Origin of the sequence: Buttiauxella cochleicola (assembly GCF_021282435.1) — a bacterium.
In the GTDB taxonomy this organism is placed as follows: Bacteria; Pseudomonadota; Gammaproteobacteria; order Enterobacterales; family Enterobacteriaceae; genus Buttiauxella; species Buttiauxella massiliensis.
Window position 1 is genome coordinate 652,521 of sequence record NZ_JAJSOT010000002.1, and the last position, 24,821, is coordinate 677,341.

24 protein-coding genes, 2 tRNA genes, 2 rRNA genes and 1 pseudogene are annotated in these 24,821 nt (G+C 50.2%); 11 read left to right on the top strand and 18 right to left on the bottom strand.

The window, feature by feature from the left end; genetic code table 11:
* Window positions 1-70 precede the first annotated feature (70 nt).
* Window positions 71-2,515 carry an acyl-CoA dehydrogenase FadE gene (fadE, locus tag LVQ77_RS08725; protein ID WP_232904204.1) on the top strand — a complete coding sequence of 815 codons (2,445 nt, stop codon included), beginning with the start codon at window positions 71-73 and terminating at the stop codon, window positions 2,513-2,515.
* 87 nt (window positions 2,516-2,602) lie between these two features.
* Window positions 2,603-3,370, top strand: coding sequence for an amidohydrolase (locus LVQ77_RS08730; RefSeq protein ID WP_232864047.1), 768 nt, complete (start codon window positions 2,603-2,605; stop codon window positions 3,368-3,370).
* Here LVQ77_RS08730 and uraH read toward each other — a convergent pair whose 3' ends face one another.
* The 5 genes and pseudogenes from uraH to LVQ77_RS08755 form a co-directional block, all read right to left on the bottom strand.
* Complete coding sequence (gene uraH, locus LVQ77_RS08735; RefSeq protein WP_232904205.1) at window positions 3,371-3,706, bottom strand: hydroxyisourate hydrolase; 336 nt, start codon at window positions 3,704-3,706, stop codon at window positions 3,371-3,373.
* The gene (gene uraD / locus LVQ77_RS08740) at window positions 3,703-4,218 is read right to left on the bottom strand and encodes a 2-oxo-4-hydroxy-4-carboxy-5-ureidoimidazoline decarboxylase (protein WP_232904231.1); all 516 of its coding nucleotides are present in this window, start codon (window positions 4,216-4,218) and stop codon (window positions 3,703-3,705) included. The genes uraH and uraD overlap by 4 nt, the downstream gene beginning before the upstream one ends.
* A pseudogene (hpxK, locus tag LVQ77_RS08745) lies at window positions 4,201-5,457 on the bottom strand (allantoate amidohydrolase); the annotation flags it as partial. The gene uraD and the pseudogene hpxK, both read right to left, overlap by 18 nt.
* The gene (locus tag LVQ77_RS08750) at window positions 5,457-6,698 is read right to left on the bottom strand and encodes a pyridoxal-phosphate-dependent aminotransferase family protein (protein WP_232864045.1); all 1,242 of its coding nucleotides are present in this window, start codon (window positions 6,696-6,698) and stop codon (window positions 5,457-5,459) included. The pseudogene hpxK and the gene LVQ77_RS08750, both read right to left, overlap by 1 nt.
* Before the next feature lie 190 nt (window positions 6,699-6,888).
* The gene (locus tag LVQ77_RS08755) at window positions 6,889-7,728 is read right to left on the bottom strand and encodes a MurR/RpiR family transcriptional regulator (protein WP_154155752.1); all 840 of its coding nucleotides are present in this window, start codon (window positions 7,726-7,728) and stop codon (window positions 6,889-6,891) included.
* Between the two features lie 116 nt (window positions 7,729-7,844).
* Between LVQ77_RS08755 and LVQ77_RS08760 the strand changes: the two genes are divergently transcribed.
* Genes LVQ77_RS08760 through hpxZ form a run of 4 tightly spaced genes read left to right on the top strand, consistent with a single transcriptional unit; the run spans window position 7,845 to window position 11,400 of the window.
* The gene (locus LVQ77_RS08760; protein ID WP_232904206.1) at window positions 7,845-9,431 is read left to right on the top strand and encodes a gamma-glutamyltransferase family protein; all 1,587 of its coding nucleotides are present in this window, start codon (window positions 7,845-7,847) and stop codon (window positions 9,429-9,431) included.
* 10 nt (window positions 9,432-9,441) lie between these two features.
* Window positions 9,442-9,630 carry an oxalurate catabolism protein HpxX gene (gene hpxX / locus LVQ77_RS08765; protein WP_232904207.1) on the top strand — a complete coding sequence of 63 codons (189 nt, stop codon included), beginning with the start codon at window positions 9,442-9,444 and terminating at the stop codon, window positions 9,628-9,630.
* Window positions 9,627-11,006, top strand: a complete 1,380-nt coding sequence (locus tag LVQ77_RS08770) for an AtzE family amidohydrolase (protein WP_232904208.1) — start codon at window positions 9,627-9,629, stop codon at window positions 11,004-11,006. Before hpxX ends, LVQ77_RS08770 begins: the two co-directional genes overlap by 4 nt.
* A gap of 10 nt (window positions 11,007-11,016) precedes the next feature.
* Complete coding sequence (gene hpxZ, locus LVQ77_RS08775; protein WP_151995600.1) at window positions 11,017-11,400, top strand: oxalurate catabolism protein HpxZ; 384 nt, start codon at window positions 11,017-11,019, stop codon at window positions 11,398-11,400.
* 43 nt (window positions 11,401-11,443) lie between these two features.
* On the opposite strand, the gene puuE is transcribed toward hpxZ, so the two are convergent.
* The 3 genes from puuE to LVQ77_RS08790 are packed head-to-tail and all read right to left on the bottom strand — an operon-like array spanning window position 11,444 to window position 13,392.
* The gene (gene puuE / locus LVQ77_RS08780) at window positions 11,444-12,400 is read right to left on the bottom strand and encodes an allantoinase PuuE (RefSeq protein ID WP_232904209.1); all 957 of its coding nucleotides are present in this window, start codon (window positions 12,398-12,400) and stop codon (window positions 11,444-11,446) included.
* Window positions 12,401-12,431: 31 nt separating this feature from the next.
* Complete coding sequence (gene hpxA, locus LVQ77_RS08785; protein ID WP_232904210.1) at window positions 12,432-13,169, bottom strand: allantoin racemase; 738 nt, start codon at window positions 13,167-13,169, stop codon at window positions 12,432-12,434.
* Entirely contained in the window at window positions 13,141-13,392 is a 252-nt protein-coding gene (locus LVQ77_RS08790; protein ID WP_232904211.1) for a hypothetical protein, read from the bottom strand. Before LVQ77_RS08790 ends, hpxA begins: the two co-directional genes overlap by 29 nt.
* Here LVQ77_RS08790 and LVQ77_RS08795 point away from each other — a divergent pair.
* Window positions 13,391-14,884, top strand: a complete 1,494-nt coding sequence (locus LVQ77_RS08795; RefSeq protein ID WP_232904212.1) for an NCS1 family nucleobase:cation symporter-1 — start codon at window positions 13,391-13,393, stop codon at window positions 14,882-14,884. The two genes, LVQ77_RS08790 and LVQ77_RS08795, sit on opposite strands and share 2 nt — an antisense overlap.
* A 44-nt stretch (window positions 14,885-14,928) precedes the next feature.
* Here the strand turns inward: LVQ77_RS08795 and LVQ77_RS08800 are convergent.
* Window positions 14,929-15,005 (bottom strand) — tRNA-Asp (locus tag LVQ77_RS08800).
* A 134-nt stretch (window positions 15,006-15,139) separates the two neighbouring features.
* Window positions 15,140-15,871 carry a DNA polymerase III subunit epsilon gene (dnaQ, locus tag LVQ77_RS08805; protein WP_151995604.1) on the bottom strand — a complete coding sequence of 244 codons (732 nt, stop codon included), beginning with the start codon at window positions 15,869-15,871 and terminating at the stop codon, window positions 15,140-15,142.
* A 52-nt stretch (window positions 15,872-15,923) separates the two neighbouring features.
* On the opposite strand from dnaQ, the gene rnhA reads away from it, so the two are divergent.
* On the top strand, window positions 15,924-16,400 hold the full coding sequence (rnhA, locus tag LVQ77_RS08810) for a ribonuclease HI (RefSeq protein ID WP_064516408.1): 477 nt from the start codon (window positions 15,924-15,926) through the stop codon (window positions 16,398-16,400).
* On the opposite strand, the gene LVQ77_RS08815 is transcribed toward rnhA, so the two are convergent.
* On the bottom strand, window positions 16,348-17,115 hold the full coding sequence (locus tag LVQ77_RS08815) for a methyltransferase domain-containing protein (RefSeq protein WP_232864037.1): 768 nt from the start codon (window positions 17,113-17,115) through the stop codon (window positions 16,348-16,350). The two genes, rnhA and LVQ77_RS08815, sit on opposite strands and share 53 nt — an antisense overlap.
* A gap of 36 nt (window positions 17,116-17,151) precedes the next feature.
* Between LVQ77_RS08815 and gloB the strand changes: the two genes are divergently transcribed.
* Together gloB and mltD are read left to right on the top strand one after the other, a co-directional pair.
* Window positions 17,152-17,907 (top strand): hydroxyacylglutathione hydrolase, encoded by a 756-nt coding sequence (gene gloB / locus LVQ77_RS08820; RefSeq protein WP_232904213.1) that lies wholly within the window; start codon window positions 17,152-17,154, stop codon window positions 17,905-17,907.
* Window positions 17,908-17,978: 71 nt separating this feature from the next.
* Entirely contained in the window at window positions 17,979-19,337 is a 1,359-nt protein-coding gene (mltD, locus tag LVQ77_RS08825) for a murein transglycosylase D (protein WP_151995608.1), read from the top strand.
* Between the two features lie 59 nt (window positions 19,338-19,396).
* Here mltD and LVQ77_RS08830 read toward each other — a convergent pair whose 3' ends face one another.
* From LVQ77_RS08830 to LVQ77_RS08840, 3 genes are all read right to left on the bottom strand, one after another.
* On the bottom strand, window positions 19,397-20,164 hold the full coding sequence (locus tag LVQ77_RS08830) for a class I SAM-dependent methyltransferase (RefSeq protein WP_232864035.1): 768 nt from the start codon (window positions 20,162-20,164) through the stop codon (window positions 19,397-19,399).
* Window positions 20,165-20,234: 70 nt separating this feature from the next.
* The gene (locus LVQ77_RS08835) at window positions 20,235-21,038 is read right to left on the bottom strand and encodes an endonuclease/exonuclease/phosphatase family protein (protein ID WP_034461607.1); all 804 of its coding nucleotides are present in this window, start codon (window positions 21,036-21,038) and stop codon (window positions 20,235-20,237) included.
* Between the two features lie 150 nt (window positions 21,039-21,188).
* Complete coding sequence (locus tag LVQ77_RS08840) at window positions 21,189-22,364, bottom strand: MFS transporter (RefSeq protein WP_232864034.1); 1,176 nt, start codon at window positions 22,362-22,364, stop codon at window positions 21,189-21,191.
* Between the two features lie 104 nt (window positions 22,365-22,468).
* Between LVQ77_RS08840 and yafC the strand changes: the two genes are divergently transcribed.
* Window positions 22,469-23,371 carry a DNA-binding transcriptional regulator YafC gene (gene yafC, locus LVQ77_RS08845; RefSeq protein ID WP_232864033.1) on the top strand — a complete coding sequence of 301 codons (903 nt, stop codon included), beginning with the start codon at window positions 22,469-22,471 and terminating at the stop codon, window positions 23,369-23,371.
* Between the two features lie 7 nt (window positions 23,372-23,378).
* Here yafC and dkgB read toward each other — a convergent pair whose 3' ends face one another.
* The 4 genes from dkgB to LVQ77_RS08865 all read right to left on the bottom strand — a co-directional run.
* Window positions 23,379-24,182: a 2,5-didehydrogluconate reductase DkgB gene (dkgB, locus tag LVQ77_RS08850; protein WP_232904214.1), complete on the bottom strand. Its 804-nt coding sequence runs from the start codon at window positions 24,180-24,182 to the stop codon at window positions 23,379-23,381.
* Between the two features lie 177 nt (window positions 24,183-24,359).
* Window positions 24,360-24,436: transfer RNA gene (locus tag LVQ77_RS08855), tRNA-Asp, on the bottom strand.
* Window positions 24,437-24,499: 63 nt separating this feature from the next.
* Window positions 24,500-24,615 (bottom strand): 5S ribosomal RNA (gene rrf, locus LVQ77_RS08860).
* Window positions 24,616-24,726: 111 nt separating this feature from the next.
* Window positions 24,727-24,821: ribosomal RNA gene (locus LVQ77_RS08865) — 23S ribosomal RNA — on the bottom strand; the annotation flags it as partial.

Here is a 24,821-nt window from a genome sequence, read left to right on the forward strand (position 1 = left end):
AAAAAACCACATGAACTAAAACCAATACATCCAAGTGGTCAGACCTCCTACAAGCAAGGGAGTTTCCTTTATGTTGATTTTGAGTATTGTCGCAACCGTTGTTCTCCTCGGTGTGCTTTTCTATCACCAGGTCAATTTGCTGCTCAGTAGCGCAATTCTACTGGCGTGGACAGCCGCGCTTGGTTTTGCTGGTATCTGGTCTATCTGGGTACTGGTTCCACTCGCGATAATTCTGGTACCGTTCGTCTTTACGCCAATGCGTAAATCTCTGATTTCAGCTCCTGTTTTCCGCAGCTTCCGTAAAGTTATGCCGCCGATGTCGCGTACTGAAAAAGAAGCTATCGATGCTGGTACCACCTGGTGGGAAGGCGATCTTTTCCGCGGTAAACCAGACTGGGAAAAGCTGCACAACTACCCGCAACCAAAACTGACTGAAGAAGAACAGGCCTTTATCGACGGCCCGGTTGAAGAAGCCTGCCGTCTGGCAAATGACTTCCAGATCACCCACGAAATGGCCGATTTGCCGCCAGAACTGTGGGCATATTTAAAAGAACATCGCTTCTTCGCGATGATCATCAAGAAAGAGTACGGCGGCCTCGAGTTCTCTGCTTACGCACAATCTCGCGTGCTGCAAAAACTTTCTGGGGTTTCCGGGATTCTGGCGATTACTGTCGGCGTGCCTAACTCATTAGGCCCGGGCGAATTGCTGCAACATTACGGTACTGACGAGCAGAAAGATCATTACCTGCCACGCCTGGCGCGTGGGCAAGAGATCCCATGCTTTGCACTGACAAGCCCAGAAGCAGGTTCCGATGCAGGTGCAATTCCTGATACAGGTATTGTCTGCATGGGCGAATGGCAAGGTCAGCAAGTCCTCGGTATGCGTCTGACCTGGAACAAGCGCTACATTACGCTCGCACCAATTGCTACCGTTCTGGGTCTGGCCTTCAAACTGTCTGACCCGGATAAACTGCTGGGCAATGAAGAAGATCTTGGCATTACCTGTGCGCTGATCCCAACGCACACGCCGGGTGTAGAAATTGGCAAACGCCACTTCCCACTTAACGTACCATTCCAGAACGGTCCAACTCGCGGGAAAGATATTTTCGTACCGATTGATTACATCATCGGCGGCCCGAAAATGGCCGGCCAGGGCTGGCGTATGCTGGTGGAATGTCTGTCTGTTGGCCGTGGTATTACCCTGCCATCCAACTCTACTGGCGGTCTGAAATCTGTGGCGATGGCAACGGGTGCTTACGCGCACATTCGCCGCCAGTTCAGGATCTCTATCGGCAAAATGGAAGGGATTGAAGAGCCGTTAGCGCGTATTGCCGGTAATGCTTATGTGATGGACGCCGCAGCTTCTCTGGTGACTTACGGGATTATGCTCGGCGAAAAACCGGCTGTGTTGTCGGCTATCGTGAAATACCACTGTACCCACCGCGGCCAGCGCGCGATCCTCGACGCAATGGATATTCTCGGCGGCAAAGGCATTATGCTCGGCAACTCCAACTTTGTGGCGCGAGCATATCAGGGCGCACCGATCGCGATTACCGTTGAAGGCGCGAATATCCTGACCCGCAGCATGATTATCTTCGGCCAGGGGGCCATTCGTTGCCATCCGTATGTTCTCGACGAGATGAATGCGGCGCAAAACAACGACGTCAACGCGTTCGATAAGCTGCTGTTCAAGCATATCGGCCACGTCGGCAGCAACAAAATGCGCAGCCTGTGGCTTGGCCTGACCAACGGTTTGACCAGTGCTACACCGACCAAAGACTCTACCAAACGCTACTACCAGTATATGAACCGCCTGAGCGCCAACCTGGCGTTGCTGTCAGACGTTTCCATGGCGGTGTTGGGCGGTAGCCTCAAGCGTCGCGAACGTATCTCCGCTCGTCTGGGTGATGTGTTAAGCCAGCTGTACCTCGCCTCTTCCGTGCTGAAACGCTACGACGACGAAGGCCGTAACGAAGCGGATTTACCGCTGGTTCACTGGGGCGTGCAGGATGCGCTGTATCAAGCCGAGCAAGCGATTGACGACCTGCTGCGTAACTTCCCGAATGCGTTTGTGGCTGGCATGTTGCGCGTGGTTATCTTCCCTCTGGGCCGTCGTTACGACGCACCATCGGACAAGCTGGACCACAAGCTGGCGAAGATTATGCAGATCCCATCCGCTACCCGTTCACGTATCGGTCGCGGTCAGTATCTGACACCAAGCGAGTTCAACCCGGCTGGACTGCTGGAAGAAGCATTGATGGACGTGATGGCTGCTGAGCCAATCCACCTGCGCGTTTGCAAAGAAACCGGGCGTAACCTGTCGTTCACCCGTCTTGATGAGCAGGCGAAACAGTGGCTGGCAGAAGGGAAAATCAACGCGGAAGAAGCGGCGATCCTCACCAAAGCTGAAGCAAGCCGTTTGCGCAGTATTAACGTCGATGAATTTGAGCCGGAGGAGCTGGCAACCATGCCGGTAAAGGTGCCGGAAAAGCATCGTAAGATTGAAGCGGCATAAGCCTTCCTAAAACCCCGTTCGCGGGGTTTTTTCTTTTCTACTCATGCTAAAGTGAATGAAACACTGTTTATCATGAGGCTTCCGATTGTGTCTGGTTTGAAAATCACCGTTCTGCAACAACCGCTGGTCTGGATGGACGGCGCGGCAAACTTGCGCCATTTCGATGTACAGTTGGACGCTATTCATGGCCGCGATCTGATTGTCTTGCCGGAAATGTTCACTACCGGTTTTGCAATGGAAGCCGCCACACAGTCGCTTGCTGAAGAAGAAGTGATTGACTGGATGCAGTTTAAAGCCCAGCAAACTCAGGCGATGATCGCCGGAAGCGCTGCCCTGCAAACCGAACGCGGGCCGGTAAACCGTTTCCTGCTGGTACAGCCCGACGGCAAAGTCCACTTCTACGATAAGCGCCATTTGTTCCGCATGGCGGATGAACATCATCATTATCAAGCCGGTAACGAGCGTGTCATCGTCGAGTGGCGTGGCTGGCGCATTCTGCCGCAGGTTTGTTACGACTTACGCTTCCCGGTATTTTCACGCAACCGCAACGATTACGATCTGGCGTTATATGTGGCGAACTGGCCTGCCCCGCGCTCTTTGCACTGGCAAAGTTTGCTGGTGGCTCGCGCCATTGAAAACCAGGCGTATGTGGCAGGCTGCAACCGCGTCGGCACCGACGGCAACGGGCATCATTACCGTGGCGACAGCAAAATCATTAATCCACAGGGCGAAATTCTGGCAAACGGTGAAGCCCATCAGGCGATGCGCCTCGACGCCGATTTATCGCTGATCGCTTTACAGGAATACCGCGAGAAATTCCCCGCCTGGCAAGACGCAGATCCGTTTAGCCTGTAATCAACTTCCCCGATAGGTCGACCACGACCACGGGGAAATCAGAAACGGCAGGTGATAATGCCCGCCGTGTTGCGTAATCATGAAATCAATTTGCGCGGTGGGATATAACGTCTCTCGGTGCGTTTTTGCAAAATATGAACCGATCTCTGCGCTCAGACGATAGCGCCCTGGCATCAACTCTTCCGAAGTGAAATCTTTCAGGCGCCCGTCAGAATCAGTGACTCCGTGCGCAATCCGTTCCCAGTTTCCTGCAGTTTGGTGCTCAAGGTAAATCACCACATCCGCGGCTGGTTTACCCAGTGCCGTATCAAGAATATGAGTACTCAGTTGGCTCATTGGGCAAATACTCCTTCCAGACGTAGTAACGTGATTTGGCGTAATTGCTCCAGCGCTTCAGTTTCTTCCTGTGCAGGGGAATTGTTCAGGCGGCGATGGAGTTCAGTGAGAATATCTTCACCACTTCGCCCTTTCGCACGAATAAGAAACACGCGCCCAAACCGCTCTTCATATTCAGCATTACCCTGTGCCAGTGCGAGAGTTAACGCGCTATTTTGCGTATCTACAGCAGACTGCTCGCCTTTAGAAAATAGGGCTTCTTTGCCATCGCCCTGTGCTTTTTCACCGATACGCGGATGTGCCGCCAGCGCATGATCCAACTCCTCCCCTCCCCAGTCCAGCGTCAGTTGCGAAGCGTAATGCTGTAACACGTCAACGTTTAAATATGGACGCGCTGCTACCAGCTTTTCGGTCCATGCAGGGATTGCCACACATGGCGCTATCAGGTTTAGGGCTTCATTCTCTGAGCCATCGTTAAATTCAATCAGGGTATTTTTCGCAGCCAATGCCATAACCGTTTGCGTATAAGCCCTCACAGCTTGCATCACATCAACTTCCATCACTGACTCTGCAGGATGGTGGCTAATTCCACGGTCACAACGCGCAAACAACATACCCACCGGCCACTGTTCAGCAATCGCAATCGCATCATGCCCCGCGCCACTTGGCAGAGATAAACTACGCCCCTGCACCGAAGCAATGGCTGATGTTAACTGGCGCTGTAAACCCGCGTCGCATGGCGTGGCGGGAATCGAATAATAGATTTCAGAGTCGAACGTCACACCTCGTTGAGCGGCGATTTGCTGCGCTTCGCTTAACAAGCTTCCCAGCAATGCTTCCAGATCTGCATCTCTCGGGCTACGGATATCCAGCGTGAGCAGGACTTCACCTGGAATAACATTCGCCGCGCCCGGCAAGCATTGCAGCGAGCCGACTGTCGCAACAATATCTGGGGCGTAAATGGCAGTCGCGCTTTCGATGTAAGTCATCCAATTAGCGGCGGCCGCGAGCGCATCTTTACGAATAGTCATCGGCACCGTGCCTGCATGCCCTGCTTCGCCAACAAAGCGGCATTTCAAACGGCGAGCGCCGTTAATGGCGGTCACCACGCCGAGCGCCAGATTTTCACGCTCCAGCACCGGCCCTTGTTCAATATGCAGTTCGAGATAGGCACTAAACTCTTCCGGACTACGGGCAGCACTTTTAATTCGTGAAGGGTCAAAACCGGCATTGACCAATGCTTGTGCAACGCTAATCCCTGCAGCATCAACGCATGCCAGCCAGTTATCCGGCCAGGTTCCGGTGACGCCACGGCTGCCTAATAATGTGATGCCAAAACGCGTGCCTTCTTCATCTCCAAAGCCAACGATTTCAATCGCCTGTTCGAGCTGAAGATCGTGATGGTATAAATAAGCGACCACTTCCAGCGCAGCCAATACACCCAACATGCCATCGTAACGACCGGCATTGCGCACAGTATCGAGATGAGAGCCCAGTAAAATGGCCTGAGCGCCTTCATTTGCCCCTTCGTAGCGCCCACAAATATTGCCCACGGCATCCTGCCAGGTAGTCATCCCGACCTGCTCCATCCAGTTTGCCACCAGATGATTAGCGCGTAGATGTTCAGGGGAAAGATACACACGCGTGAGTTGGCCTGGCGTTTCACTAATTTGCGCCAGTTCATCCGCTCGCTGCATCACGCGCTTAGCAGCAATGCTGGCTTCGGCGGCATTCATCACAAGTTTTACCATCAGCTTTTTCCTTGTGAATAAACATCCCACGCAGCCTGCATCGCCGCCCCTTGTGTCGTTTTGAAACCAAGGCGGTTCAATACTGCTTCAAGTGCAGTCAGAGTTTGCAACACGCAATCTTTACGCGCGTTATAACCCATGGTGCCGATGCGCCAGATTTTGCCTTGCAGGGGGCCGAAAGAGGTGCCGATTTCGATATGGAAATCTTCGAGCAACATTTTGCGCACCTCTTCGCCGTGAACCACTGATGGAATCACCACGCCAAGTACGTTATTCATTTTGTGTTGCAGGTTTCCGAAAGTTTCCAGCCCCATGCCCTGAATCCCGGCCACCAGCGCACGCCCGTGCAATTCGTGACGAGCAATCCCCACATCTAGACCTTCTTCCAGAATGATGCGCGCGCATTCACGGGCGGCGAACAACATGCTGGTCGCTTCCGTGTGGTGGTTCAGGCGCTCCGGGCCCCAGTAATCCATCACCATGCCGAGATCGAAATAATTCGAATAGATCATTTCGTCATCTCCGTCCTGGTGCGCAGCCGTACGGATCCCTTCTTCAACACATTTTCGGCGGCGGATCACCTCTTCCATCTGTGCGCTGAGAGTTATCGGCGAACTGCCAGACGGGCCGCCGAGGCATTTTTGCAGTCCTGCGGAAACTGCGTCTAATCCCCAGCCATCCGTTTCAAGCACATTGCCACCAAAGGAAGCCGTTGCATCGGTATAGAACAAGACCCCATGACGACGGCAGATTTCGCCCAGCTCAGCCAGCGGCTGCAACATAGTCGTGGAAGTGTCGCCCTGAACGGTCAACAGTAAACGTGGTTTAACACTTTTGATCGCATCTTCGATTTGATCCGGGGTAAACACTTCGCCCCAAGGAACCTCAATGGTGTGAACTTCAGCACGGCATCGACGTGCTATTTCACATAATAGATGGCCGAAACGCCCAAATACCGGCACCAAAACTTTGTCGCCCGGACGAATCGCTGACAGCAGAATCGCTTCGATACCAGAACGGGAAGTCCCATCGACCAGCATCGTCCAGCGGTTTTGCGTGCGGAAAAGCTCACGATACAGCACCATCACTTCATTCATATAGCCAGTCATCACCGGGTCATACTGCCCAATCAACTGGCTCGCCATAGCTCGTAATACACGGGGATCGGCATTGATTGGACCCGGCCCCATCAACAAACGGTGTGGCGGATTGATTTGCGCGAAGTGCTGAATATCTAACATGGCATTTCCTTTAGCTCTATATGAAACAAAAGATTCTTTATAAAAATATTCTGCAACTAATGTGCCATTCATTTTCATCAGTGGCAAAGAAACAAAAGCCGATACTTAACGTAAATAATGATACTTACCTGACCAGGTTAATGAACCAGAATGGTTCCCACGATGTGTGCAAAAGCACCAACATGGTGCGCTAGCGTTGTTCTAACTCATCAAGCTCAGTATAGAGTTCGGCAATATGATGAATGCGCTGACGACCAGTGGTTAACGCTTCATGTAGCACTGCGTTGGCTAACAGATTCACCAGACTCATCGCACTGCTATAACTATCGAAAGCTGAAACGCTGTCCAGCGGTGCCGCAAAGTGCCAGCGGCAGTATGGGGTCAGGCCGGAACCCTGTGCTTCGCTCATTACCAGCAGCGGTACCTGCCGCTTATGTAAATTGGCCAGCAGTGGCTTAATGATGCGAGGTCGCCTGCGGAATGCGATAGCGATAACGCAGTCATGTTCGTTGATATCCACCACCTCTTCTGCCAGCGTCTGCCCTGGTTGAGGCAATAACCAGACATCACTACGAACCTGTAGTAACTGCTGGCGTAGGTGCATCGCTACAGGCCATGAATTTCGTAAACCAATAATAAAAATACGTTTTGCTGAAGTAAGTGCCGAGACTACATCGATAAATTGTTGAGTATCTAACAAGCTAACCCACTGTGTCAGGTTGGCCATTTCCTGTTTGTAATGCCGCGCCAGTAACGTGTTACCTTGTACTGCATCGCGGTTTTCCGTCAGGGGCATTCCGCTCTGACGCAAGGTTCGCAGTTCTTCACGCATATCTTTGTATCGGTCATAACCCAGGCGCTTAAATAGACGACTCACAGTGGCTTTAGATACGCCAGAAAGACGGGCCAACTCAGCGCTGTTGTAGCTAATCAGGTCATCAAAATGATCGACAATAAAAGCAGCAACTCGCTGTTCCTGCGGAGAAAGCTGCTCGTATGTCGCTCTTAAGCGCTCGTCTAATTGTTTCATTATGACCTCTGTAACTATTGTTTCATTCGAGCCTGACACAGTGAAACAAACCGCGTCAACCTGGAACATCTCTTGCTTAAATATATTACCCAGCTTCCGTTCTGAGAGATAAAACGATGATGCAAAGCAATATGGCACCTTCCGGTATGGCCGTTACACCGCACCACTTAGCCAGTGAAACCGCATTATCCGTGTTGCGCCATGGTGGTGATGCCATCGAGGCGATGGTGGCAGCGGCGGCAACGATCGCCGTGGTTTATCCTCACATGAATGGCATTGGCGGCGATGGTTTTTGGTTGATAGTACCGCCGGAAGGTGAGCCGATTGCGATTGATGCCAGCGGTGCTGCGGGATCACTCGCATCGCTGGAATTTTACGCAGGCGAAACATCGATTCCTCATCGTGGCCCCAAAGCCGCGTTAACCGTGCCTGGAACCCTTAGCGGTTGGGACGAAGCGCTAAAAATTGCCGCACAGCTTGGTGGTGGGCAACTGCCGCTCTCGCGCTTACTTGCCGATGCGATTCGCTATGCGGCTGATGGCATTCCGGTGACCCAATCTCAAACGCTTGCGACCCATAGCAAATACGACGAGCTGGTTAACATTCCCGGATTTGCCGAAACCTTTTTAGACCGAGGCGAAATCCCCCGCGCGGGCAGCCGTTTCACTCAGCCACGCCTGGCCGAAACCTTAACGCGCCTGACAGTTGAAGGGCTTGATAGCTTTTATCGCGGCCCGCTCGCAGCCCTGATCACCGAAGAACTTGCTGAATCAGGCATGCCGATTACGTTGCAGGATCTTGCCGCGCAACGCGCCAAACGGCGCATCCCGCTGCATCTGAGCCACCAGTTGGGCGATGTTTATAATATGACGCCGCCGACGCAAGGCTTGGTTTCACTGGCGATCCTGGGGATCACCGAGAATCTGGATATGGCACAAGCCAGTGAAACTCAAACAGTTCATCGCATCGTCGAAGCGACCAAAAAAACCTTTGCGCTGCGGGACAAATACATCACCGATCCACGCCATATCACCACGTCCATCCAGAGTTTGCTTGAGCCAGAAGCGCTCGCCGCCCTCGCCGCAGAAATTGATGACAACCAGGCCGCAGACTGGGGAGCCGGCAAAGGCCCCGGCGACACGGTGTGGATGGGCGTGATAGACAGCAGCGGCCTGGCGGTTTCGTTTATTCAGAGCATTTATCACGAATTTGGCAGCGGCGTGGTGCTGCCAAAAAGCGGTGTGCTGTGGCAAAACCGGGGGGCGGCGTTCAGCCTCAACCCGGAAAGTTTGCTCAGCCTGGCTCCCGGAAAACAGCCGTTCCACACGCTGAACCCGGCCGCCGCACGCCTGGCTGACGGGCGCACGATGGTTTACGGCTCGATGGGTGGCGACGGGCAACCGCAAACTCAGGCGGCTATTTTTACGCGCCACGTAATTCAGGGCATACCGTTACAAGAAGCTGTAACCGCGCCAAGATGGTTATTAGGCAGAACCTGGGGGCAAGCCTCCGACAGCCTGAAATTAGAAGGTCGGTTTAGCCCGGAAACTTTCAAAGCACTGCTTGAATTGGGTCATGAAGTCGAAGCATTGCCAGATTTTAGCGAAGCTGTTGGCCATGCCGGAGCCATCGTGCGCCATACCAACGGTATGCTTGAGGGCGCATACGATCCACGCAGCAACGGCAGCGCCGCCGGATTTTAAGGAGAACAAAATGCTATTAAATTCTATCGACTGGCCCGCGTACATCAAAGTCATGGAGCAACTGCTTAACGTTCCTCTTGATGAGCCACGCCGCCAGGAACTTGAAGTGCAATTGACTCGCATGGAGAAACTGGCAGAACCGCTCATGGATTTTCCCTTGCCTGAACGCCAGGAAGTCGCGGGGATTTATAAACTATGAATGCACTCTCCATTCGCGATATTCAGCAAGGATTAGCTATTGGCAAGTTTTCCGCACAGGAACTGGCGCAGCTTACGCTTGCGAAAATCGAGCAAGCCAATTCTGAAATTAACGCGTTTACGGAAATCACTGCCTCGCGTTTACTGCAAGAAGCCGCCGCCATTGACCAACTCCGTGTGCGCGGGGAAACGCTGCCGCCGTTGGCTGGCGTGCCTTATGCGGTAAAAAATCTTTTTGATATTAAAGACGTAACAACGCTTGCCGGGGCCGAGCTATTTAGTATGCAATCGCCCGCCAGCACTGACGCCTTCGCGATTAAAAAATTAAACGCTGCCGGAGCCATGCTTTCAGGCGCGCTGAATATGGATGCCTACGCCTACGGCTTTACCACCGAAAATAGCTATTATGGCGCGACCCGCAACCCGCATGATTTAACACGAATTGCGGGCGGTTCATCCGGTGGCTCTGCCGCAGCCGTCGCGGCTGGAATGGTGAATTTTACCCTCGGCACTGACACCAACGGCTCGATTCGCGTCCCCGCTTCGTTATGCGGCATTTTGGGTCTGAAACCGACTTTCGGCAGATTGTCGCGCAGCGGCAGCCAGCCTTTTGTTGCAAACCTGGATCATATCGGCCCGCTGGCGCGTAACGTGGACGATCTGGCTCTGGTTTATGATGCGCTTCAGGGAAGGGATGCGAATGACCATTTCCAATCGACTCGGGGAGTTGAACCCCTCGCCGATAAACTGGAACAGCCGGGGAATTTACGCTGTGCGGTGTTGGGTGGTTTTTTTGAGACTTGGTGTGATGACGATGCCAAAACTGCCGTCGCTCGAGTGGCTCAAACGCTTGAAGCACTGGATTACATCACGTTGCCTGAAGCTGAATTAGCTCGCTCGGCAGCATTTTTGCTCTCTGCCGCTGAAGGGGGAAACCATTACTTACCGGCACTACGTGAACAGGCGGAACGTTTTGAGCTTAACTCCCGTGAACGCCTCCTGGCTGGAGCGATGACACCATCAGCCTGGTACACTCAAGCGCAACGCTTCCGATCATGGTTCCGGGATAAAACTTTACCGCTCTTCGAAAAGTATGATCTGCTTATCGCACCAGCAACACCCTGTAGTGCCACACTAATTGGACAGCAAACCATGCAAATTAACGGGACGGAGCTTCCCGTGAAAGCCAGCATGGGTATGTTGACACAACCTATTTCATTCCTTGGTTTACCAGTCGTCACGGTGCCATTGATGACTGCAAGTGGGCATCCCATCGGTGTGCAGCTCATTGCACCACCATGGCGGGAAGATATCTGCCTGAGAGCTGCCCATCAGCTTGAAATACAGGGTATGCTGGCAGGGAAAACCACCAGGTAAGGTAAATACTATGATGCGTGACAATATTGATCGCCCGGCAATCGTCAATGAGGTGAGTGCCGCTTTTTACCGCTACGAACAGGCGTTGATCAGCAACGATGTTGCGGTCTTAGATGAGTTGTTTTGGGCCGATCCCCGTACCGTTCGCTTTGGTGCGAGTGAAAATCTTTATGGTATCGATGAGATAAGAGCTTTCAGAAATGCTCGCTCGTCTCAAGGGCTAGACCGGCTTTTGCAAAATACCACCATCACCACCTATGGCGATGATATGGCTGTTGCCAGCACTGAATTCACCCGCGAGGGAAGCGACAAAATTGGCCGCCAGATGCAAACATGGGTCAAATTTCCTTATGGCTGGCGAATTGTCGCCGCACATGTCAGCGTGATGGGTTAAAGACCGTGGGCGGGAAACGAAATGTCACCCGCCGCCACATCATTTATTCACAATATGGATGCGTCTTCACCCAATGCTCGGCAATCTCCTGACGACGGCAAATCCACACATCATCATGCTGTTGCACATAATCAAGAAAACGCTGCAACGCTCTGAAACGACCCGGCCGCCCCAGTAAACGGCAGTGCATACCGATAGACATCATTTTCGGTGCAGTTTCCCCTTCTTCGTACAACACATCAAAGCTGTCTTTCAGATAGGTATAAAACTGTTCGGCGGTGTTAAAACCCTGCGCGGTTGCAAAACGCATATCGTTGGCATCAAGCGTGTAAGGCACCACCAAATGCGGTTTTGTCGAACCATCGCTACAGCTAACTTTGCTCCAGAATGGCAAATCGTCGCCGTAATAATCGCTGTCGTAAAGGAAGCTGCCATTTTCCGCCAACAGCCGACGCGTATTCGGACTATCGCGGCCGGTATACCAACCGAGCGGTTTGCTGCCGAACAAATCTTCGAGGATTTCGATGGCCTGGTGCATATGCTGGCGCTCAGTTGCCTCATCCAGATTTTGATAGTGGATCCAGCGCCAGCCGTGACTTACCACGTCGTAATCAGCTGCTTTTATTGCTTCAACAATTTCAGGGTTACGCGCCAGTGCCATTGCTACGCCAAATACCGTCATGGTCAGGCCACGTTTTTGGAACTCGTTATGGATGCGCCAGAACCCGGCTCGCGAACCGTATTCATAGAGAGAATCCATCGACATATGGCGGTCAGGGAAACTGGCCGCACCGATGATATCGGAAAGAAATTGTTCCGAGCCGCTGTCACCATGCAGAACGTGGTTTTCACCCCCCTCTTCAAAATTGAGAACGAACTGCACAGCTACGCGGGCGTTATTTGGCCATTGCGCATGTGGCGGCTTACCCGCATAACCTTTCATGTCACGCGGGTAGTTTTCAGTGAAGTGATAGTTTTTAGTTTTCGGTACTTCATTCATGGTTCGGTTCCTTGTGAGCCGAGCCAGAATTTCAACTCAGCATGTCAAAACAGCCTGATAACGGCTTTTTATTCGGATACGCGAGGTCACCATGTTTGCTGGTTCCAAGCCCAAGAGCGATGAGGGACTCGACCATTTTCACAGCTGCTGTTACGCCATCAATTACGGGAATACCCAACTCAGCAGTCAGTTCCCTTGCAAGATTAGCCATTCCGCCACAACCGAGCACAATCGCTCCGCTGTTATCTTCTTTCATGGCTTGCATACAACGCTCGCGCACCTTCATCTGAGCAAGACCCGTGCCATCTTCCAGAGCAAGTACCGGTAAATCGATCGCATGCAGCGCTGCGCAGTGGTGCTCGAAGCCATACTGGCGTAATAAATGACGCGCAATAATCACAGTGCGCGGCAAAGTGGTGACGATAGAAAAACGTGTCGCAACCATAGTTGCAACATGCATAGCAGCTTCGGCGATGCCGATAACCGGGCCACTGGCGAGTTCACGTGCGGCCAGTAAACCAGGATCGCCAAAGCAGGCGATGACGTGACCACTGACCCCCTGCTCTTTGCCAAGTTTGATTTGCTCAAGCACACCAATAGCCGCTATCGCTTCATCAAAATGTCCTTCTATTGACTCCACGCCCTGTGATGGGCAAACCGTGATGATTTCGCTGGAAGGTGCAGCGACACTGCGCGCCGCTTGCGCGATGGTGTGCGTCATTGCCACGTTAGTATTCGGGTTAATCACCTGAATCAAATGTTTCGTCATGTTGAGTCCTCTGTATTTTTGCCACCGGTTTAGCACCAGATCCGGGCAACGAAATGTTCAAATGCACCATAGTAAAGCGCAATAAGTAATCACGCGGGCTTATTAATGCACCAAAAAGCCTGAATAATCCATTTGTTCCACAAAACATGAAACCTGGCCCGGTTAATGCAACGAAAGTTGCAGACATTCCGTCAGCATCTGTTTTTAAAGGAGCAGATTTCATGCCAAACAATGAAAATACGTCATCAGCTTTGACCGAGAGCGCCAATGCCGGCTACAGCCTGCGCCTGTGTAATGATGATCTGGCGCCAACGCGCAACCAGACATGGTCCTGGTACAATATTTTTTCTTTCTGGATGTCCGATGTTCACAGCATGGGTGGCTATGTGGTGGCTGCCAGCTTCTTCACACTAGGGCTGGCAAGCTGGCAGGTTTTGCTTTGCTTGTTGGTAGGGATTTGCATCGTACAGCTGTGCGCGAACCTGGTAGCAAAACCTAGCCAAATGGCGGGCGTACCCTACGCAGTAATTTGCCGCCAGGCATTTGGCGTGTTCGGTGCCAATATTCCGGCAGTGATACGCGGGTTAATCGCGTTCGCCTGGTACGGTATCCAGACTTATCTGGCCGCAAATGCATTGATGCTCGTTATGCTGAAATTCTGGCCCTCGCTTGCGCCAATGACCACCGGGCATTTCCTGGGGCTGTCGCATCTCGGCTGGGTTTGCTTCGGCATTATGTGGGTGCTTCAGGCGATGGTGTTCTGGCACGGTATGAACGCTATCAAACGATTTATTGATATTGCAGGGCCTGCGGTATACATCGTGATGATGGCGTTGGCGGGCTGGATTTTGTATCAAACTGGATTTGACGGAATTTCATTTACGCTTGCCAGCAAACAACTTAGCTCTGGTGAGCAGGCGTGGCAGATGCTGACCGCAACAGCACTGGTCGTTTCATACTTCTCAGGCCCATTGCTGAACTTCGGTGACTTCTCGCGCTATGGCAAGAGTATGAAAGAGATCCGTCGTGGCAACCGCTGGGGGCTGCCGTTTAACTTCCTGCTGTTCTCTATCGTGACCGTGGTGATTGTTTCCGGTACACAATCCCTGTTTGGCAAAATGATCACCGACCCTATCGAAACGGTAAGCCATGTGGGCAATAGCCTCGCGATGGCCATCGGTTTACTGACCATGATCACCGCCACTATCGGTATTAATATCGTGGCAAACTTTGTATCACCTGCTTTCGACTTCTCGAACTGCTCGCCGCAAAAAATCAGCTTCCGTACCGGTGGGATGATTGCAGCCGTGGGATCTGTACTGCTGACACCATGGAACTTGTTCCAGTCACCAGAACTTATTCACTACACGCTGGATGTGCTGGGTGCGTTTATTGGGCCACTGTTCGGTATTCTGCTGACTGACTTCTACATCATTAAACGCAGCAAAATCTATATCGACGATCTGTTTGATGACACGCCAAAAGGCCGCTACTGGTACAAAAGTGGTTTCAACCCAAAAGCGATTCTCGCACTGCTGCCATCGGTTGCCATTGGCTTAATCATCAGCTTTATTCCGGCACTGCATGAGGTGGCTAACTTTAGCTGGTTTATCGGCGCATTCCTGAGTGCAGGCTGTTATCGCTGGTTGGCACGTGCAGATAAAGTGAGTGACGTTGCGGGATACAATGGACAGGTTGTAGTTTCGAAGGAATAAAACGACGAAAGCCTGAATCATTTCTGATTCAGGCTTTCTAATTGTGGCGGAACGGACGGGACTCGAACCCGCGACCCCCTGCGTGACAGGCAGGTATTCTAACCGACTGAACTACCGCTCCGCGTTTTGTTCCCCGTCGGGAACGAGGCAGATAATACGTATAGGGCTGATGAGCGTCAACGTTTTTTCTTATTAAACTAATCGTTTGCCGTTAATTTCACCCAAACGGTGATTTTTAATGCATTTGCGCTGCTTTTATAAACGCCACAGGCAACTTCCGCCCTTTTTTTCCACCAGGTCGAGTCGCGATTCATGCGCTTCCAGTTCTGCATCGCTGGCACGAATGACGCGTATACCCGAACTGCGGCGTACAACACGTTGAATTCCGTTATCTCCACTACGCTGCTGCACATCCCCTTCCATCGCAAACTTCAGAGAAGTTTGTCCACCCGTCATCATTAAATAGACGTCGGCCAGAATTTGGGCATCGAGCAATGCGCCGTGCAACGTTCGCTTGCTGTTATCTATTTCATAACGTGAGCAAAGTGCATCAAGGCTATTACGCTTGCCCGGGAACATTTTTCGGGCGAGAGCGAGGCTATCGGTAACTTTGCAGAAGGTATTAGTTTTTGGAATATCGCGTTTGAGTTTGCCGAACTCATAATCCATAAACCCGATATCAAACGATGCGTTATGGATGACGAGCTCTGCGCCGCGAATATAGTCCATGAACGAATCAGCAACCTGATCAAAGGTTGGCTTGTCTGCCAGAAACTCATCGGCAATTCCATGCACGCCAAAGGCTTCCGGGTCTACCAGACGATCAGGTTTCAGGTATACGTGGAAATTATTACCCGTCAGGCGGCGGTTGATGACTTCAACCGCACCGATTTCAATAATGCGGTGCCCTTCATAGTGAGCACCGATTTGGTTCATACCGGTGGTTTCTGTATCGAGGACGATCTGTCGTGTAATTGCTGTGCTCATGGCGCTCGTTTATGTCAGACTTGGTTTTTTAATCACAGGAAGTCTACCAGAGATGCGCAAACAGGTAGAAATTTTCACCGATGGCTCTTGCCTCGGCAACCCGGGCCCGGGTGGATATGGTGCTATTTTACGCTACAAACAGCACGAAAAAATTTTTAGCGTCGGCTTTCGCCTGACCACAAACAATCGCATGGAAATGATGGCGGCAATCGTTGCACTTGAGGCGTTGGTCGAGCCTTGTGACGTTGTGCTTAGCACCGACAGCCAATATGTTCGTCAGGGTATTACCCAATGGATTCATAACTGGAAAAAACGTGGCTGGAAAACAGCCGATAAAAAACCAGTCAAGAATGTCGATTTATGGAAGCGACTGGATGCTGCCTTAAGCGAGCACAAAATCAGTTGGGAATGGGTGAAAGGCCATGCCGGTCACCCTGAAAACGAACGTTGTGATGAACTCGCCCGTGAAGCTGCTTCTAATCCAACTCTCGAGGACGTGGGTTATCAGCCAGAGACGGCGAAGCCTTAGTTGCTTCACGAAATTGCCGTGTTGCCCCCACAGCTGAGCGGATTTGCGTTTTTGCTTTCCTGCTTTTCATTGGATTGAGCGTAAGGGGTAATGTCCGCTTACGCGCCACAATGACATGCATGCATCCCAACGCAGGAAGATGGGTACTGAGCATTTTCCCACCTTGTTTACTCCAGGGTAAAACCTGGAAACTGCGTTGGTGCATCACTTCAAAATTCAGCAATGCCAGCCAATCGAACATCCTCATCGGCGTAAACATTCGGCAGCGATATGGCGCACGTTTGCGGATAAATGGCACGACTTTGCCTAAACCTAATAAACTCACCGGGTTGAAACTGCTGATAATTAGCCAGCCATCATCAATTAATACCCGGTCAGCTTCACGCAATAACCCATGAGGATCCTGGCACCACGGCAATGTATGAGCCAACATACATGCATCAACTGATTTACCCGCAAAAGGCAAATATAGCGGATCGGCATTCACCTGGAGTCGTTCGCCTTGTAAGGCAACATTCACCTGGTGTGAAATAGCACAGGCTTCTGTGTTGATTTCGGTGCTTAAGTTACCGATTTTCAGCAAGTGGAAACCAAACATCTTAGCAAACCACGGCTGAAGTTGGGATTCCAGCGCCTCACGGTAGTACTCGCCCCAGGGCAGTTCTCCCCAATGATGCGGTGAAATGAAATTTACAGGTATCCTTGCCGGTTTCATCACTACCTTCTTAGCGCAATTCAGAGAGGTTGAATTATGAATCTTAACAGTATTTCTGCGTTCCAGGATAACTACATCTGGGTTCTGAATGATGAGCAAAGCAGATGCATCATCGTCGACCCGGGCGAAGCTCATCCAGTACTAAAAGCCATTGAAGATAACCACTGGCAACCAGAAGCTATTTTACTGACCCACCACCACAACGACCACGTTGGCGGCGTAAAAGAACTTCTTAAAAAGTACCCAGGCCTTGTGGTATACGGGCCCGAGGAGACAGAAGATAAGGGAACGAACCGGGTAGTTAAAGACGGCGATCTGGTCAATATTTTGAAGTATGAATTTACTGTAATTGCCACACCGGGTCACACTTTAGGACATATCTGTTTCTATAGCGCACCTTATCTTTTTTGCGGTGACACGATGTTTTCTGGCGGCTGCGGAAGGCTTTTTGAAGGCACGGCGGGAAATATGTATGATTCTTTTCAAAAACTTAACAAATTACCCGCCGATACGTTAATTTGCTGCGCACACGAATACACTCTTTCAAATATGAAGTTTTCCTTATCTATCCTTCCAGACGATGAGAAGTTAAACCGATACTGTCGAAAAGTTAATGAGTTACGTGCAAAAAACCAATCAACCTTACCAAGTTCTCTGGTAAATGAACGCGAAATAAATTTATTCTTAAGAACAGATGATATTGATTTAAAAAGAAAAATAAACAAAGAAACAAACTTGCAACAACCACAGCAAATATTCGCCTGGTTACGGACAAAGAAAGATACCTTCTGAATTTTTTGGTTGTGTTGTTTTAAAGTGGAAGGTATTCTTGCTCGTCTTTTAAGCAACCATTTGACACACACATGAAGGCAAAAGCGATATTACTCGCCTCTGTTTTGCTTGTGGGGTGCCAGGCGTCAAGGCATGACGGCAACATCCAACAGCACGCACAGAGTCTGTCTGCAGCTGGTCAAGGTGAAGCAGGAAAGTACACAGGTTCGCGATGGATGGACGATGGGACATACCTCGCGGATAACCAAAACTTGTGGAACTTCATTGGCGACGAGCTAAAGATGGGGGTACCGGAGAATATCCGGATCCGCGAACAGAAACAGAAGTACCTGAAGAATAAGAGCTATCTCCACGATGTAACATTACGGGCAGAGCCGTATATGTACTGGATTGCCGGGCAAGTTAAGAAACGTAACATGCCAATGGAACTAGTACTGCTACCCATAGTGGAGAGCGCTTTTGACCCCCACGCTACCTCTTCTGCGAATGCCGCTGGCATCTGGCAGATTGTACCGAGTACGGGTCGAAATTATGGTTTAAAACAGACCAAAGCATACGATGCACGTCGTGATGTAGTGGCTTCCACCACTGCCGCACTCGATATGATGCAGCGTCTGAACAAGATGTTTGACGGCGACTGGTTATTAACCGTGGCGGCGTACAACAGCGGCGAAGGTCGTGTACTGAAGGCAATGAAAGCGAATAAAGCTCGTGGTTTACCAACGGATTTTTGGTCGCTTTCACTGCCACGGGAAACCAAAATTTACGTACCAAAAATGTTGGCTTTGAGTGATATTCTCAAAAACAGCAAAAAGTACGGCGTACGTTTACCAACTACTGACGAAAGCCGTGCATTAGCACGCGTAGAAGTAAGTGATCCGGTTGAGCTTACGCAGGTTGCCGAAATGGCAGGTATATCATTAAGCACGCTGAAGACATTCAACGCCGGGGTGAAAACTTCCACCGTTGGCAAGAATCAGCGTTATGTAATGGTGCCTAAAAAGCATGCTGATCAGCTAAAAGCCTCTTTGGCTTCTGGTGAAATTGCAGCAGTGCAGCCTCGGCTAGTCGCTGATAACCGCAGTACTGCAGGTGGCAGCAAATCTTACCGTGTTCGTTCAGGTGATACCTTATCGAGCATCGCTTCACGCTTAGGCGTGAGTGCAAAAGATTTGCAAAGCTGGAACGGCATACGCGGCGCGCACATTAAAGTCGGCCAAACACTCAGCGTCAAAAATGGCGTACAGAGTTTAGCTAAGAACGATAGCATCACTTATAAGGTGCGTAAGGGTGACTCGTTGTCGAGTATCGCGAAACGTCACGGTGTGAACATCAAGGATGTTCTGCGCTGGAACGACGATACAGACGATCTGAAACCTGGAGATCAGTTGACGCTATTCGTTAGCAACAACTCTACACCTGATACTTGATTGTTAATCAAAGAAAAAGGCACCTTTTTGGGTGCCTTTTTTATTTCTATTTCAAAACATCAAACCTTTTTGGCTTCCACCATAATAATGTCACTGGTGAAAGAGCCATCTCCCTGCAACTCAAAATAGTGCTGCACTTCGTCTGATGCACTCTGTTGGTAGATTCGAATAGCGTCAGCCAGAGCTTCAGGTGTTCTCATTCTGGCAATCCAGGATGTGAACTCCAGATTCAATCGGTCGCATAAGAGGTTTTGCGAGACCAAGCCCGCATCATTAAACAGGCTCAACCACTCGCCACTGGAATAATTCCGAACGTGAGATGTATCGCGCAATGCTTCAACCGTTTGCAGCCAGATATCGAGAACTGGATGGCCTGGAGACATCACATCCATAAAAATAACTACACCACCTGGTTTCAGGACTCGTTTTACTTCACGCAATGCTTTACCAACATCATGCCAGTGATGAGCTGAATAGCGGCTAATCACCACATCAAAAGAGCCATCATCAAACGGCAACACTTCTGCATAACCCTGTCGAGTCGTGATGTTGAAGATGCCACGCGTTTTAGCAGCATCATTGACCACACTCAGCATCTGTTCCGAGAGATCATAAGCAATCACCTCTTTCACCTGAGCGGCCGCAATAAAGCTCGCATGCCCCGCCCCACACCCCATATCGAGCAGACGTGCATCAGGGAAATCAGCCAGACGCGCGCTTAGACGCTCCAGATCGCGGCCAGCAGCGTGCACAGCACTTGTCAGATAGGCACTGGCCTGCGAGCCAAACTGTTGATCGACTTTGTCATGGTGAGATTGTGTTGTCATTGTATTGTCCTTGCAGATGATTGTAAGTAAGGGCAGCACATAGTCTGCCCAATGGCAGACCTGACTTACCTTACTTCAGCTCAGGTTTGCCGGGACGGAATTCGACTAGTAGAGGATTGTGATCGGACGCACGAGTCACCAAAACAGAGGCTTCCGCAACGTTTAAACCACGGTAAAACACGAAATCAAGCGGACGACCGAAAGCACGGCGGCGATGGTCATCGGTGAAGCGCACTTCCCGCAAAGTCATTTCACGAGCGAAGCGGTAAAGCGCATTCATACGTGGACGGCTCCAGGCGTTAAAATCACCCGCCATAATAACCGGCCCATTATGGTGACCAATTTGATCGCCAATCGGCCCAAGCTGTTTGCTGTAGACATCGACACCAAGACTGAAATTGACCGCGTGGATATTTACAACCATCAACAGCCGACCATCAGGCAGTGGATATACGGTCACTAATGCGGATTTGGACAAGCGTAAAATCGGCTCACGTTCACGTAGTGGGCAACAATAAACAGGATGAGCAGCGGAAAGTGTCATAACACCTGAGGGGTGTTGAGGCAGAACAAATGCCGGAACCTGGTCAGCAGCCAGATAATTACTGGTGGCAAACTTTACCAGTTCAGGGGTCGTTTGAGCCTCCTGCAATAAAACAAGGTGAGCATCTTTACCGAAGTTTTGCAGTACAGAAAGCCATTCTGCACGCTGCTGTTTGAAGATATTCCACACCAATACTTTTAGTGAGCCTTCACTTGGTAAAGGTTCTCCGGGCGGCAATGCCTGACCAATAGTTGCAAATGAGCCAGGAGGCAGAATGCGTTCTGCTGGCTGACCGGCAACATATCTCATGGCATAAGTATTTTTGCGCACGTTTTTACTAATGACCTCTGTAACCAAAGAAGCCTCCAAATCGAAGGCTGTCTTTCAGTTATAGGGACTTTGGTGTCGAGTTTCAACGACCAATTCAAACCATTGACGAACAAGACCGTAAGTCATTGCTAACAGCCATGTTCTAATTCACTAACTGATAGCAACTTCACGACGTGCATCTAGTCGACCACTGATAGTAATTAAGAACAGTGCACCAACAACAATTACAGCCCCAATCCACGGCGTCTGAGCTAAACCAAAGCTTTGAACTGTTTGACCACCGATAACAGATCCTAATGCAATCCCGACGTTAAAAGCGGCAATGTTCAGTCCAGAGGCAACATCCACAGCATTTGGCGCATATAACTCTGCTTTCTGCACAACATATACCTGCAATCCCGGTACATTACCGAATGCAAAGACGCCCATAATCAACACCGTCACTAAAGCGCCAATATGTGAACTCGCAGTAAATTGGAAGACCAGTAGTAATGCTGCAAGTGCTGCAAAAATGAATTTCAAAGCAGGTACTGCACCATGGCGATCGGCAAGTTTCCCGCCCCAGATATTACCGATAGCAACAGAGACACCGTAGCCCAGCAAAATCCAGCTCACTGCCGCTGGTGAATAACCTGCAAGGTTTTGCATCATCGGAGCCAGGAAGGTAAATGCAGTAAACACGCCACCATATCCCAGAGCCGTTATCGCATAAATAATCAATAGGCGGGGATGAGTCATCACTTTCAGTTGATCTTTTAAGCTAGCAACCGCACGTGTTGGAATATTTTTTGGGATCAGAATAGTGCTACTGATCAAGGCAATAACACCAATAGCTGAAACGGCGAGGAATGTTTCGCGCCATCCGAAATGCTGGCCGATAAATGTTCCGAGGGGCACACCTGTAACCAATGCAACGGTTAAACCACCAAACATAATGGCGATTGCGGTAGCAGCCTTTTCTTTAGGTACCAGACTGGTTGCAATAGTTGAACCAATTGAGAAGAAAACACCGTGTGCGAGGCCTGTAAGTAGACGAGCAACGACCAGCGTTTCATAATTTGGTGCAAGCCAGGCAAGTAAATTACCTGCCGTGAATAGCGCCATCAAGCCAATCAGTAGCTGTTTACGAGGCAACTTTCCTGTCAGAGCGGTTAGCACAGGAGCGCCAACCGCAACCCCTAATGCATAAATTGAAACCAGCAATCCCGCAGAAGGGAGCGAAATTGAAAGTTGGTCAGCAATAGTTGGTACCAGCCCAACAATCACAAATTCGGTAGTACCGATTGCAAATGCACTGATAGTCAGTGCCCAAAGCGCCAGAGGCATAATTTACTCCATAACGGGTGTCTTTTGATGACACGCATTATGGCAAGATGGTTAAATAACAAAAATATGCAAAATCTCAATAGAATATTGTCTCAGGAGCAATAATGAAGGCCACCTCAGAAGAACTGGCGATTTTTGTCGCTGTCGTAGAAAGCGGGAGTTTTAGTCGCGCAGCGACTCTGCTCGAGATGGCAAATTCGGCAGTCAGTCGCTCGGTAAAGAAATTAGAAATGAAGCTAGGTGTGACTCTGCTAAATCGTACAACGCGCCAACTGAGTCTCACAGAGGAAGGCGAGCGCTACTTCCGTCGTGTTCAACAGATTTTGCAGGAAATGGCTGCTGCAGAAAATGAGCTGATGGAGACCCGACAAAGCCCTCGTGGTTTACTACGCATCGATGCTGCAACGCCTGTCATGCTGCATCTTTTAATGCCGCTGATTAAGCCCTTTCGTGAACGCTATCCAGAGGTGACGCTTTCCCTCATCTCATCTGAGACATTTATTAATTTGATTGAGCGAAAAGTCGATGTAGCGATACGAGTGGGCACATTGACAGACTCAACGTTGCGGGCACGGCCTCTTTTTTCCAGCCGCCGTAAAATTATTGCCTCGCCGGAATATTTAGCGCAGTTCGGTATGCCACAATGTGCTGAGGATCTTCAGGATCATATCTGTCTGGGATTTTCTGAAACAGAGAGCTTGAACAAATGGCCAGTCGCTCAGGCTGATGGGCTGCGTTATGACATCACGCCGGGAATAACATCGAATAGTGGTGAAACACTTAAGCAACTATGCCTGACGGGAAATGGGATTGCGTGTCTATCTGACTATATGATTAATAAAGAAATAGCTGAAGGGAAGTTTGTGGAATTGCTGACAGACAGACTGCTGCCCGTAGAAATGCCATTCAGTGCGGTGTATTACAGCGATCGCGCTGTCAGTAGCCGGATTAGAGCATTTATTGATTTTCTAAGTGAGCATGTACAACAGCCCCCGCAGGGGCTGTAATGAAAAATTAATCCCAGTGTGGAGCCAGACCTTCTGGGCTAACCAGTCGATCGTTACAGTCCAGTTTACTTATATCCATCATATCTTCCTCATCGAGCATGAGAGTCTGCGCTTGTAGATTACTTTGCAGATTCTCACGTTTTGTAGATGAAGGAATCACCGCATAACCCAACTTCATTGCCCATGCCAGGATGACCTGTGCAGGCGTTGCATTGTGCTTCTGCGCAATGCGGCCAATCACTTCATCTTCCAGCGCTTTACCATAAGCCAACGTCATATAAGAAGTGATATGGATGTTATGTTCATGTGCCCAATCAACGACTTTACGGTTGTGCAAATACGGTGAAAGCTCAATTTGGTTGGTCGCTATATTTTCTGCCCCCACCGCATCAATAGCCTGCTGCATCAGGTCGATAGTGAAGTTAGAAACACCAATTTTGCGCGTCAGTCCTTCTTTTTTCGCTTCAAGTAACGCCTGCATAAACTCTGCAACCGGCACTGAATCGTTTGGTGATGGCCAGTGAATTAGAGTCAAATCGACATAATCTGTACGCAATTTGCGCAGACTTTCTTTCAAGCTTGGGATTAATTTTTCTTTGTTAAGATTCTCGATCCAGATTTTGGTGGTGATAAAAAGCTCACTGCGTGCAACACCACTTTCTTCAATCGCCTGCCCTACAGCAGCTTCATTGTCATAAATCTGTGCGGTATCGACCGCGCGGTAACCTAATTCAAGCGCGGTTTTTACTGATGCGATAACTACGTCGTCTTTTAAACGGAAAGTACCTAAACCAAATGCAGGAATTGTCATTATTAACCTCGTTGGGGGACGTATCTTTGTCTTTCGAGGATTATGAAGGGTTTAACTTTGGTGAAAAAGATGGATAAATGCAGAAGATAATTGCGTAAAAAGCAACAATAGGAAAAAATTCATGAATTTTATGTATAAAAAAAGCCCTGAGTCTAAAAGACTCAGGGCTTAATTAAGTGGCGGAACGGACGGGACTCGAACCCGCGACCCCCTGCGTGACAGGCAGGTATTCTAACCGACTGAACTACCGCTCCACCGAATTTCTTTCTTATTACCACCAGATGTCACATTCTGGCTTTTACTGCTTTGAATTTAGAGCCTGGCAGTTCCCTACTCTCGCATGGGGAGACCCCACACTACCATCGGCGCTACGGCGTTTCACTTCTGAGTTCGGCATGGGGTCAGGTGGGACCACCGCGCTAGTGCCGCCAGGCATATTCTGTTTCATCAACCGTCATGCTTTCACATAACCATCGACTTAAAATCTCGGTTCAAGCTGAAAATCAATATCGTAGTCTCTCAACCAAAACACCTTCGGTGTTGTAAGGTTAAGCCTCACGGATCATTAGTACTGGTTAGCTCAACGTATCGCTACGCTTACACACCCAGCCTATCAACGTCGTAGTCTTCAACGTTCCT